10 protein-coding genes are annotated in these 11,690 nt (G+C 62.2%); 5 read left to right on the top strand and 5 right to left on the bottom strand.

Annotation, left to right across the window (positions count from 1 at the left end; translation table 11 throughout):
- From JV551A3_RS31040 to dapA, 4 genes are all read left to right on the top strand, one after another.
- On the top strand, positions 1-1,935 hold a 1,935-nt coding region (locus JV551A3_RS31040; RefSeq protein ID WP_328592107.1), incomplete at its 5' end, for a T6SS effector BTH_I2691 family protein.
- Positions 1,932-2,747, top strand: coding sequence for a DUF6708 domain-containing protein (locus JV551A3_RS31255; protein ID WP_328592106.1), 816 nt, complete (start codon positions 1,932-1,934; stop codon positions 2,745-2,747). The genes JV551A3_RS31040 and JV551A3_RS31255, both read left to right, overlap by 4 nt.
- Positions 2,744-3,001, top strand: a complete 258-nt coding sequence (locus JV551A3_RS17975) for a PAAR domain-containing protein (protein WP_046613925.1) — start codon at positions 2,744-2,746, stop codon at positions 2,999-3,001. The genes JV551A3_RS31255 and JV551A3_RS17975 overlap by 4 nt, the downstream gene beginning before the upstream one ends.
- A gap of 386 nt (positions 3,002-3,387) precedes the next feature.
- Positions 3,388-4,254, top strand: coding sequence for a 4-hydroxy-tetrahydrodipicolinate synthase (gene dapA / locus JV551A3_RS17970; RefSeq protein ID WP_133971444.1), 867 nt, complete (start codon positions 3,388-3,390; stop codon positions 4,252-4,254).
- Between the two features lie 325 nt (positions 4,255-4,579).
- Here the strand turns inward: dapA and JV551A3_RS17965 are convergent, their stop codons facing one another.
- Positions 4,580-5,821, bottom strand: a complete 1,242-nt coding sequence (locus tag JV551A3_RS17965) for a DUF1835 domain-containing protein (protein WP_133971442.1) — start codon at positions 5,819-5,821, stop codon at positions 4,580-4,582.
- A gap of 241 nt (positions 5,822-6,062) precedes the next feature.
- Positions 6,063-6,377 carry a tetratricopeptide repeat protein gene (locus JV551A3_RS17960; RefSeq protein ID WP_235874604.1) on the bottom strand — a complete coding sequence of 105 codons (315 nt, stop codon included), beginning with the start codon at positions 6,375-6,377 and terminating at the stop codon, positions 6,063-6,065.
- A gap of 322 nt (positions 6,378-6,699) precedes the next feature.
- On the opposite strand from JV551A3_RS17960, the gene JV551A3_RS17955 reads away from it, so the two are divergent.
- The gene (locus tag JV551A3_RS17955) at positions 6,700-8,325 is read left to right on the top strand and encodes a methyl-accepting chemotaxis protein (RefSeq protein ID WP_133971438.1); all 1,626 of its coding nucleotides are present in this window, start codon (positions 6,700-6,702) and stop codon (positions 8,323-8,325) included.
- A 1,517-nt stretch (positions 8,326-9,842) separates the two neighbouring features.
- On the opposite strand, the gene JV551A3_RS17920 is transcribed toward JV551A3_RS17955, so the two are convergent.
- The 3 genes from JV551A3_RS17920 to JV551A3_RS17910 form a co-directional block, all read right to left on the bottom strand.
- On the bottom strand, positions 9,843-10,163 hold the full coding sequence (locus JV551A3_RS17920; RefSeq protein ID WP_133973527.1) for a hypothetical protein: 321 nt from the start codon (positions 10,161-10,163) through the stop codon (positions 9,843-9,845).
- 136 nt (positions 10,164-10,299) lie between these two features.
- Positions 10,300-10,758, bottom strand: coding sequence for a hypothetical protein (locus tag JV551A3_RS31035; RefSeq protein ID WP_235874603.1), 459 nt, complete (start codon positions 10,756-10,758; stop codon positions 10,300-10,302).
- 105 nt (positions 10,759-10,863) lie between these two features.
- Positions 10,864-11,690 (bottom strand): KUP/HAK/KT family potassium transporter (locus JV551A3_RS17910; RefSeq protein ID WP_205125955.1); only part of this gene is annotated, 827 nt, incomplete at its 5' end.

Here is an 11,690-nt window from a genome sequence, read left to right as displayed (position 1 = left end):
CTGCAGGACCCGGACAGCCCGCCCTACCGCGCCTTGCTGATGCGGGATCGCNCTCTGCTGGCCGGGCTGCTGCCCAGCTTCTCCGCCACAGAAGCGATCAACTGGAACGACAGCGACAAGCTCTACGGCATGCTGAGCAAGATCATCGCCAGCGATGACGCCGGCCTGCGCATGCGCAATACCCTCAAGCAGGCCATTGCTGAAACGCAGGGTGCGCTCAATGCAGCCAGTCAGCGGCTGGCGCCCTGTCTGTCACCTGGCATTCAGAAGGCCGTGCGCCATCTGAACAGCGCCACGCAGTTTCTCTACAACGGCGTGCACCTGATCGAACTGGAAGTGAAGATGAAGCTGGGCGAGTACTACGCCTTGCAGAGCGCACACCTTCGAGAGTTGCAGCACAAGGCCAATGCGTCGATCGCCGAGGCGCGGGACCGGATGCGCCGCAATATCGATGACTTCGAGTTTGGCTCGATGAAGGCCATGCGCAAGGTGAGACCGATTATCCAGCACGGCTTGATGAGCCTGGCCGTGCTCGATCCACGGCTCACCAATACCATGATCAGTGTGACGGTGTGGGTCGAAGGGAAAGCTGAAGAGGTGCATGGGCGATTGTTCCAGGAAGCCAACATGGGGGTAACCCAGGCGAGCAGCGCGGCGCAGCTTACCCTGGTGGATATCTCGGTGGCGGCGGGGACGTTGGAAGCCGATGCGCGGAAGCTGTTGCAGGGGATGAAGATCACATCGCAGCAAGCGGCCCGATTGGTTAGAACCGGTTTTTCCGGGTTGCGCGGGATTGCTGGCAGCTGGGAGGTTCTGCTGGCGATAGGCGGGTTGTATTTGCAGCAGGACAGCCTGGGCAGGAATCAGGAAAAGGCGGAAACGGAGATTGGGCCGAAGGCGTATGAGGCCAAGTTGGCATTGCAAGGATCGCAGTTGGGCGTGCTGGGAGGGCAAGTCGAACTGGTTGGGCTCATTTTGAGATCAAGTGCTGGTCCATTGAATGTGGGGTGGGCAAAGGGTGTAGCAGCCACTGGGGGAGTCTTGATAAGGCTTGGTGCTTTGATGAGTGCGGTTGCAGGGGTCTTTGATACGGCTCAAGCAATCAATGCCATGAGGCGCACCGCCGCTGCGGGTGATGATGCAGCGAGGAGCCAACACTTCTTTTCATTCCTCTTATATGGCTTGGGCACTATAGTGTTTAGTGTTGCAGTACTCAAGCCCTTGTTTTTCGGCCCGTTGGGAGTGGCGATAGCCTTCACGCTTGCTGCTTATCAACTAAGCAAACTGGCTCAGGAAAATGAATCAACTGATCTGGATCGGTGGGTAAGGCGATGCTGCTTTGGAAAAGCAAACGAAAATCCGAGCATTCATTGGAATGCTCCAGAACATGCGAATATAGCTTTTGCCGAACTCAATGCTGCCACGCTAGGCGTTCAGGCGAGGTTGAATTTTGAGTCGCGCTTGGCAACTGATCCAGGTCTTCCGAAAATCGGTGGCTTGATTAGTACTGAAATAATCAGGAAGCTAAAATTCCTGATCGCATTGCCTATGTACGATGAGCGATCCTCGGGATATCGCTGGAAATTGATTGTGCATCGTCACGGTGACGGAAATCACCCTAATTACGTTGGCGGGGAAACTATTGCTTCGGGCAATTTCTTTGCAAACGCTGAAGAACCTCTCTCACCGTCTTCTTCATTTTCCAGCTTTGCATCGCCACGGATCCCTGATCACGACCGCAGTATTTCAATTAGCGAGAAGCAGAAACCTTATTCTACTGGACTCCGTCAGTTAGAGATTTCTGGCTCGATATCGCTCATGGCGTCTATAGGAAAACACACGATTCTGGCAGCTACGCTGTTGGTGATGTACTGGCCGGATCGGAGCCTGCCAAGTGGGTACATTGAGGTTTGTGTCAGGGAGATTAACGAGTGAAGCGTGATGGTAAAGTTTTGTGGGAGCGTGCTTTAGGCTGGAGCCATGACCTTCCCACGGTGCATGAAGTGCCAAAGTGGCGGAAAGTGTGGGCGAGCGTCAAACCGTCGCCCAACTATGTCGATGATGTTTATCTCGAGTTGCCACGGAGCAGCACCATCCTACGAGGCGTTATATTCCTGATCGGTGTTCCGGGTCTGCTTTTTCTTTTTGGAATGGCGCTTTACTTGTACTGGGATTTGTTATACGACGATTGGCGGCACGACTGGCTGATGAACCTATCACTGGTAATTATCGGTCCAGCACTACTATGGGTTTTGATTCCTGACATCAAGCTGGATCTCGTTGCCCCTAGAGATGAACCAATTCGCTTCAATCGACTTCGCCAAAAGATATATATTTATGAGTTTCGATATGACCGCATATTCATCTTCAGCCGCAAACGCTGGGGCGTCAAACCGGTCGCCTACAACTGGGACGACGTAACCGCTGAAGTCTACCGAGTCTACGCCCCCGGCCACGGTGGCCTGATCGAGAACGTCATGCTGTCGATACGCAACCCGGAAACCAACGAAGTCATCGACCGCGTGTTCTTCACCCACAACCTCTACCAAGGCGAAGCCTACTGGGCCATCGCCCGGCTATTCATGCAGCAAGGCCCCGAAGCCCTGCCGGAGTTCGTGCACCCACCCCGGGACTGGAACGATGACGATGGCCTCAGCCACATGCACTGCCTGGCGCCGAAGGTTGATTGGCCTGAGCACATGGACCGTGAATCGCGTACTGGGCCATCAGAAGGAGATACTCAATGAACCCTGTCGTACTTGTAGGTCATCGACATGTCTGCCCGCTACATGGCACCAACCAGGTAGAAAGCGGCAGTGCCACGTACACCTTCAATGGCAGGGCGGTTGCCAGGGTGGGGGATCGGACCACGTGCGGCGCCGTAATCGAAAGTGGGGCTGAGCATTTCCTGATCGAAGGCGCGGCCGTGGCGCGTAAAGGTGACAGGACGGATCACGGGGGTGTGCTGGACGAGGGCGATGCCGGATGGCTGCTGGATTGATCAAATGTCGCTTGTGCAAGATCGGGCCTGCAGGGTACGGGAACCGCTTGTGAACTCACTTCTCTGGGCAAAGCGCAGCCCAATGGGTTTGCGATCTCGGTGTTGACACCGGGTACGCCACGCCACCATTATCCAGTCATATTCACGCAACGGGCTTGCCGGCATCTCCATTTCCAACCACGCCATTTCCGCTTCGGGCTTCATCGCCCAGGTAGGCGCGTGCGTTGCCGTTGCCAAGAAATCCAAGAAACAGCCGCTCATCTGACCGAGGCGCGCTGTCTCGTCAGGTGGGCTGACGAGACAGAAGGCGCCAGGTATCCCTGCCAGACCACTTCGACTCTTCGCCCTGCTGACGCTGACTTTCGGTCAACATCAGGAGTTTTTGCATGTCGAATTTCCGTGGTATCTGGATCGCCCTCGTCACGCCATTGCGCGCCAATGAAATCGACTTCGCCGCTTTGGAAAAACTGGTGAAGAAGCTGCTCGAAGAGGGCGTGGCCGGTTTTGTGGTGTGCGGTACCACGGGCGAGGCGGCGGCGCTGTCCAAGGCCGAACAGCTGGCCGTGCTGGATGCTGTGCTGGCGTGGGTGGAGCCGGGCAGGGTGGTGATGGGGCTGTCGGGTTACAACCTGCGCGAAGTATTGGCCTTTCAGGCTGAAATCCTACGGCGTGACATTGGCGGGCTTCTGGTCCCTGCACCGTGCTATATACGGCCTTCGCAGGCCGGCATCGAGGCGTTCTTCACCAGGGTGGCGGATGCCGCCAGCGTGCCGGTGATCGTCTACGACATACCCTACCGCACCGGGGTTCGCATCGAACGTGAAACCCTGCGCCGCATCGTGCGCCATCCGCGCATTGCGGCGGTGAAGGACTGCAGCGGCGACAGCGAGACCACCATGGCCCTGATCCAGGACGGCCACGCCCAGGTGCTGGCCGGTGAGGACGTGCAGATCTTCAACAACCTGTGCCTGGGTGGCTCGGGAGCCATTTCGGCTTCGGCGCATGTGCGCGCCGACCTGTACGTGCGCATGCTGCGCCAGGTCGACAATGGCGACTGGATAGCCGCGCGCGGAACGTTCTATCAGTTGCTGCCGTGGATGAAAATGGCCTTTGCCGAGCCCAACCCGGCTGTGATCAAGGCAGCATTACAGGTGGAGGGGCTGATGACCGACGAACTGCGCGAGCCCATGCAAGCCTGCACGGACACGACCCGGGGCAAGCTGCAAAGCGTGCTGGCTTCGCTCGGCGCTTGAGGACGGTTCCTGTGGGAGCTGGCTTGCCGGCGATCACCGGCGCAGCCGGTGCCATGAATCGCGTCGCCTGCTTCGCGGGTGAACCCGCTCCCACAGGTATGGCGCTGGTTTCGGGTACCCTCGGTTTCTGTGGGAGCTGGCTTGCCGGCGATCACCGGCGCAGCCGGTGCCATGAATCGCGTCGCCTGCTTCGCGGGTGAACCCGCTCCCACAGGTATGGCACTGGTTTCAGGTACGCTCGGTTCCTGTGGGAGCGGGCATGCCCGCGAACACCGGCAACGCCGGTGCCTTCCACCGCGTTAGCTGATCAGGGTTGAGCGGGCTATCAACGCCGCCACACTTCGCCTTGCTCGTTGACCACCCAAGGCCTGTTCGCGACATCGACAAGCACACCACCCACCCAGCGCTGTGCAGGGTTGTGGTCTAGCCAATGTGCCTGTCCCGCAAGCACCTGCTCGGCAAGCGCGGTCAGCCGCAGCGGCCGTTGCGCCCAGGACTCGCCAGGGCCTTCCAGCAGCAGTGGGTGCGGCGCATGGATCAGGGGCTGCAGCAGAACATGGAACATCAGGTCACCCAGGTAAGGCAGCGGTTCATCCTGCATCATCAACTGGGCAAACACGCGCCCGGCCGGCAGCTCGCCGCGTGACGCCAGAACGCGCAACAACAGACGCTCCGTGAGGCTCAAACCGTCGTTCGCCCCCGGCAGTTCCTGCAGTTGCCGCGCCAGTGCCCGGCCCAGCGACGGCAAGGCCACATGCTGGCGACCCGCCAGCGCAGCCCAGGCCCGTGGGTCAGGCGCGGTATAGGCCGCCCATGCCTGGCGGGCCAGGGCCAGCGCGTCTTCACCCAGCGCTCGACGTTGCGGCCACAACCAGGCGAGCAGGTCCGGGGCCAATTGGCCGATACCGATGAAGCGCTCGACGCCAGGCACCTGAGTGATTTCGATCAACTCCAGCCGGAGCGGCAGACTGGGCAGGCTGGCGAGCACGCGAATCAGGAACAGCTGGTCGTAAGCGTCGCCCTCGCACCACAGCACGATCTTGCTGTCGCTGTTCAGCCCGGCCAGGGCGCTGCGCTGCGCCGCCTGGCGCTGCTCGATGTCCTGGCTACCCAGGTTGAACGCCTGCTGCACGTAGGCGGTCCGAACCTGCCAGTACTGCTCCTCGGGCAGTGCGGGGACGGGCCCCATGACCATCGGGTCGTCGAGCATCTGGAAGGCGCCGGTAAAACCGGCCGTGCGCAAGCTGTGGGAGATGTCGTTGCCGCAGCGCCAATGCTGCACGGCAGCCTCGTCATCGGCGGTGAAATCAGGATGGCGTGCCGCGAAAGCGACGGCATCGGCATGGGCCTTGAGCTTGGGCCAGCTGGCAAAGCCGGCCTCGCGGGCCACCAGCCATTGGGTATCGGCAAGGCGATAGTCGGGGCCAGGCAGGCCTAGAGCGCGTAGCTGCTCGCGGGTGTCGTCGGCCTCGTGGTTTTTCAGGGCGGTGAGCAAGTGCTTGGCGCGTTTGCGCAAGGCGGGCAGGTCGAGCAGGCCGTGGTGGCGGGATGCATTAATGGCGGGCATGCCAACTCCTTTCGGGGCTCGGTCCGCCGACAAGCCGGGAGTTGGTATGGATATTTGATGACGCATGGCCAGGGCAACCCCTTCGCGCGGACCGCAGGCGCAGCCAACGCCCTGGCGTCGACTTTACCGGGGAATGCGAGCGGGTGCAAAGCATCGCCTTCCTGGCCAGCGAAGGGGCGGCCTTTATCACTGGGTAGACATCACGGTCGATGGTAGCCTGACGCGCAGTGTCCGAGCGTCGTCAGTGCGCAGCCGTGGGCAGCATGCCGGAGCCTTGGGCCTTGTGCGCGGCCTCTATCAACTGCAGGTTGCGGCTGCGCAGGGCGTGGTTGTTGCCGACCCGCAGGTTGGAGCGCAGCGCCAGGGTCTCGGCCTGCTCATACTGCCCTTGTTGAAGGCGCAGAACACCAAGGTAATGCAACGTTGCCGGGTTGTTCGGTTGAATGTGCAGCGCGCGTTCCAGGGTGGCCGCCGCCTGGTCCAGCTGGCCGTCGGCATATTGTTGCGAGGCGGTTTCGATCAGCACGGTCGAGGCATTGTTGCTGCGTGTGGGCACGGAGCGCTCACCGGCCAGTGCGCTTGGTGCCGTGAATGTGCTGAACAACAGGAACAAGGCTGACAGAACAGGTGTGCTGGGCATCGGCAGAAGGCTCGACAGGTATTGGGCAGGCCCCCGCTTGGCGAGGGGATGCTATCGACCGGGAGTACCAGCCGAAGTTCCCGCTTGAACACGCTACGGCCTGCACCCGGCGACATCTGTTCGATTACCGCCCATAACCGCATCCCGGCGCCTCAAGCCTGTGCCAGCACCTCCGATAGCAGCACACCCACCGTCGAATCATCGACCAGAAGTGGTGCCAACAAGGAGTACTGCCCGCATGCTTGCCAACCTGAAGATCCGCACCGGAATGTTCTGGGTGCTATCGCTGTTCAGCGTGACCCTGCTGTTTTCCACCGTCAGTGCCTGGCGGGCTGCGGTGGGCAGCGATCAGCAGATCAGCGAACTGGACCAGACCGCGCATCAGTCGGACCGGTTGAACAATGCGTTGCTGATGGCGATTCGCGCCAGCGCCAATGTGTCCTCGGGCTTCATCGAACAGCTGGGTGGTCATGAGGAAAGCGCCAGCAAGCGCATGGCGTTGTCTGTCGAGTTGAACGACAAGAGCCAGAAGCTGGTGGACGAGTTTGTCGAGAACGCCCGTGAGCCTGCGTTGCATGCACTGGCATCCGCGCTGCAGGCCACCTATGGCGAGTACGCCAAGGCGGTTGCAGGGCAGCGTGAGGCAACCCGTCAACGTTCGCTCGAGCAGTATTTCAAGGTCAATACCGACGCCGGCAACGCCATGGGCCGGCTGCAGGCGCTGCGCCAGCAACTGGTCGCAGCATTGAGCGAGCGCGGTCAGCAGATCATGCTGGAATCCGACCGGCGCCTTGCGCGCGCCCAACTCCTGAGCATGGGGCTGCTGGGCGTGACGCTGTTATTGGCGGCGCTGTGCTGGGCCTTTGTTGCCCAGCGTCTGCTGCACCCGCTGCGCGAAGCTGGGCGGCACTTCCAGCGCATTGCTGGCGGGGACCTGAGCGTGCCGGTGCAGGGGCAGGGCAGTAACGAGATTGGTCAGCTGTTCCATGAACTTGAGCGCATGCAGCAGAGCCAGCGCGACACCCTGGGGCAGATCAGCAGCTGTGCCAGGCAATTGGACGCAGCGGCTACGGCGCTGAATACGGTCACCGAGGAAAGTGCCAACAACCTGCGCCAACAGGGCCAGGAACTGGAGCAGGCCGCCACTGCTGTCACCGAAATGACCACGGCCGTGGAGGAGGTTGCGCGCAATGCCATCACCACCTCGCAGACCACCAGCGAATCCAACCAGCTGGCAGCGCAAAGCCGCCGGCAGGTCAACGACAACATCGACGGCACCGAGGCCATGACCCGGGAGATCCAGGCCAGCAGCGCGCACCTGGAGCAACTGGTCGGGCAGGTGCGGGACATTGGCAAGGTGCTGGAAGTGATTCGCTCGGTGTCTGAGCAAACCAACCTGCTGGCACTCAACGCCGCCATCGAGGCGGCCCGTGCGGGCGAGGCCGGGCGCGGCTTTGCGGTGGTGGCGGATGAAGTGCGTACGCTGGCCTACCGTACGCAGCAGTCGACCCAGGAAATCGAACAGATGATCGGGCGCGTGCAGGCGGGCACCGAAGCGGCCGTGGCCTCGATGCAGGCCAGCACCAGCCGCGCCCAGTCGACGCTGGACGTGACCCTGGCCTCGGGGCAGGTGCTGGAAGGCATCTACAGTGCGATCGGCGAGATCAACGAGCGTAACCTGGTGATTGCCAGCGCAGCCGAAGAGCAGGCCCAGGTGGCGCGAGAGGTGGACCGCAACCTGCTGAACATTCGCGAGCTGTCGACATTCTCGGCCGCGGGGGCGCAGCAGACCAGTGAGGCGAGCAAGGCGTTGTCGGGGTTGGTGGGGGAGATGACGACGTTGGTGGGGCGGTTCAAAGTTTGAGATCTGGCGGGCAGGCTGTGGGAGCGGGCGCGCCCGCGAACACCGGCGCAGCCGGTGCCATCCACCGCGTCGCCTGCTTCGCGGGTAAACCCGCTCCCACAGGGACCCCGCCAGCTGAAGGAATGCGCCATACCTGTGGGAGCGGGCGCGCCCGCGAACACCGGCGCAGCCGGTGCCATCCACCGCATCGCCTGCTTCGCGGGCATGCCCGCTCCCACAGGGCCTCACCAGCTGAAGGAATGCGCCATACCTGTGGAGCGGGTTCACCCGCGAACACCGGCGCAGCCGGTGCCATCCACCGCATCGCCTGCTTCGCGGGCATGCCCGCTCCCACAGGGACCTCACCAGCTGAAGGAATGCGCCATACCTGTGGAGCGGGTTCACCCGCGAACACCGGCGCAGCCGGTGCCATCCACCGCGTCGCCTGCTTCGCGGGTAAACCCGCTCCCACAGGGACCCCGCCAGCTGAAGGAATGCGCCATACCTGTGGGAGCGGGTTCACCCGCGAACACCGGCGCAGCCGGTGCCATCCACCGCGTCGCCTGCATCGCGGGCATGCCCGCTCCCACAGGGACCTCACCAGCTGAAGGAATGCGCCATACCTGTGGGAGCGGGCGCGCCCGCGAACACCGGCGCAGCCGGTGCCATCCACCGCGTCGCCTGCTTCGCGGGTAAACCCGCTCCCACAGGGACCCCACCAGCTGAAGGAATGCGCCATACCTGTGGGAGCGGGCGCGCCCGCGAACACCGGCGCAGCCGGTGCCATCCACCGCATCGCCTGCTTCGCGGGCATGCCCGCTCCCACAGGGACCTCACCAGCTGAAGGAATGCGCCATACCTGGGGGAGCGGGTTCACCCGCGAACACCGGCGCAGCCGGTGCCATCCACCGCGTCGCCTGCTTCGCGGGCATGCCCGCTCCCACAGGGACCTCACCAGCTGAAGGAATGCGCCATACCTGTGGGAGCGGGTTCACCCGCGAACACCGGCGCAGCCGGTGCCATCCACCGCATCGCCTGCTTCGCGGGCATGCCCGCTCCCACAGGGACCTCACCAGCTGAAGGAATGCGCCATACCTGGGGGAGCGGGTTCACCCGCGAACACCGGCGCAGCCGGTGCCATCCACCGCGTCGCCTGCTTCGCGGGCATGCCCGCTCCCACAGGGACCTCACCAGCTGAAAGAATGCGCCATACCTGTGGGAGCGGGCGCGCCCGCGAACACCGGCGCAGCCGGTGCCATCCACCGCGTCGCCTGCTTCGCGGGCATGCCCGCTCCCACAGGGACCTCACCAGCTGAAGGAATGCGCCATACCTGTGGGAGCGGGCGCGCCCGCGAACACCGGCGCAGCCGGTGCCATCCACCGCGTCGCCTGCTTCGCGGGCATGCCCGCTCCCACAGGGTTACTACCAACTGACGGAGTGCGCATACCTGTGGGAGCGGGTTTACCCGCGAACACCGGCGCAGCCGGTGCCATCCATCGCAGCGCCCGGTTCGAGGGTACGACTTGCGCGCCTTCAGTTATCGATCGTGTTTCGAAGAGGAGCGCCCGGCCTTGTCGTGTTCCTTGGAATGGGCAATGCCGGACCGGGTAGTACCTCGGCCGTTGTCATCGTTGCGCAGGCTTCCATAGTGATTACCGCTCTCGCCATGGTTGCGGGTGGCCTTGCCGGCATGATCACTCTCGTAGCCGCCGCCATTACCGTTGAACCCACCTTTGCCGCCGCCATTACCATTACCTTTGGCATACGCGGAGCCGATTGGCGAGACATCGGCAGGCAACAATGCAGTTGCGCTGAGCGCCAGAGCACAAGTAACGACGGCTACCAGGTTTTTTTTCATGTTTGTTCGCCTCCAGAAGGCGCAGGGGGGAGCTTGAGTGCGGATACGACATGAAGTCGTCTTTTAAGTTCCGCAGAGCGCGCAGCCGTTCGAAGAAGCGGCTGCCAGGCCCTTTCAGGACCTGGCAGCCTCCGCTTCATCGATCATTCTTGGAGGAGTTCTGTACCGCGCCGCTCAGCCCCTTGGCATTATGATCACCGGGGGTAGTCCCCGAGATAGCGGTAGATTTCGACAAGCCGCGGGTATCCTTGGACTGGGCGATGCCGGAGGTCGTGGTTCCATGGCCATTGTCCTGGTTACGTGAGCTTCCATAGTGATTGCCGCTCACACCATGATCGCGCGTAGCCTTGCCGGCATGATCACCCGCGAGGCCTGCACCATTGCCAGTGCCATTGTGCCCACCCATGCCGGCGCCACGTCCGCCGCCATTGCCGCCGCCGTGGCCACCACCACCACCGTGGCCGCCACCGCCACCGCCAGCGCCGCCACCACCTTTGGCATACGCGGAACCGATCGGCGAGATATCGGCAGGCAACAATGCCGTTGCGCCGAATGCCAAAGCACACGCAAAGACGGCCACCAGGGTTTTTCTCATGTTGTTTCGCCTCCAAAGGCGCAGGTAGAGCTCACGTGCTGGTAAGACACGCGGCGGCTTTGCAAGTTCTATCGTCCTGACAGAAGGATTGCGATCCATGACTGCTTAGATTTCGACCTGGGTGCCAAGCTCGATCACCCGGTTCAGCGGCAGCTGGAAGTACTTCAGGTTGCTGTTGGCATTCTTCAGCAGGAAGGCAAACAGGTGCTCCCGCCAGCGGGCCATACCCATCTTCCTGCCTGCAATGGCCGTCTCCCGGCTGAGAAAATAGGTGGTGCGCATGGGGCCGAACTCCAGGTCCGCACGTTGGCAGCGGCTTAACGCCAACGGCACGTCGGGCTCTTCCATGAAACCGAAATGCAGGCTCACGCGGAAGAAGCCGTCACCAAACGCCTCGACCTCACAGCGCTTGCCAGTGCTGACCCGTGGCTCATCCTCGAACACGACGGTCAACAGCACCACCTGTTCATGCAGTACCTGGTTGTGCAGCAGGTTGTGCAGCAAGGCGTGGGGCACCGCCTCGGGCCTGGCGGACAGGAACACGGCAGTACCGCCCACGCGGTGAGGCGGTTGGGCCTTGAGGCTGGTAATGAACAGCTCCAGTGGCAGTGAGCTCTCGTCTAACCGCTCGACGATGATCCTTCGCCCGCGCTTCCAGGTAGTCATCAGGATGAACAGCGCCAGGCCCGCAATCACCGGAAATGCACCGCCCTGGAGGATCTTCGGCGCATTGGCGGCAAAATACAGGCTGTCTACCAACAGGAACGCCAGCAGCATCGGCACCGCCAGCCAGCGTGGTGCCTTCCACAACAACAGTACCACTGCCGAAGCCAGCAGCGTGGTGATCAGCATGGTCCCGGTCACGGCTACCCCATAGGCTGCGGCAAGCGCCCCGGATGACTCGAAGCCAACCACCAGCAGCACCACGCCGA

This window comes from Pseudomonas inefficax, assembly GCF_900277125.1.
GTDB classification, from domain to species: Bacteria; Pseudomonadota; Gammaproteobacteria; order Pseudomonadales; family Pseudomonadaceae; genus Aquipseudomonas; species Aquipseudomonas inefficax.
Note: the sequence above shows the minus strand (reverse complement) of the source record. Positions and strands in the feature narration are given on the sequence as shown.

What these genes read in the sequence shown, in the direction of transcription:
- JV551A3_RS17975 (WP_046613925.1), top strand. Translation starts at nt 2,744, where the DNA reads ATGAACCCTGTCGTACTTGTAGGTCATCGACATGTCTGCCCGCTACAT.
- dapA (WP_133971444.1), top strand. Translation starts at nt 3,388, where the DNA reads ATGTCGAATTTCCGTGGTATCTGGATCGCCCTCGTCACGCCATTGCGC.
- JV551A3_RS17965 (WP_133971442.1), bottom strand. Translation starts at nt 5,821, where the DNA reads ATGCCCGCCATTAATGCATCCCGCCACCACGGCCTGCTCGACCTGCCC.
- JV551A3_RS17955 (WP_133971438.1), top strand. Translation starts at nt 6,700, where the DNA reads ATGCTTGCCAACCTGAAGATCCGCACCGGAATGTTCTGGGTGCTATCG.
- JV551A3_RS17920 (WP_133973527.1), bottom strand. Translation starts at nt 10,163, where the DNA reads ATGAAAAAAAACCTGGTAGCCGTCGTTACTTGTGCTCTGGCGCTCAGC.
- JV551A3_RS31035 (WP_235874603.1), bottom strand. Translation starts at nt 10,758, where the DNA reads ATGAGAAAAACCCTGGTGGCCGTCTTTGCGTGTGCTTTGGCATTCGGC.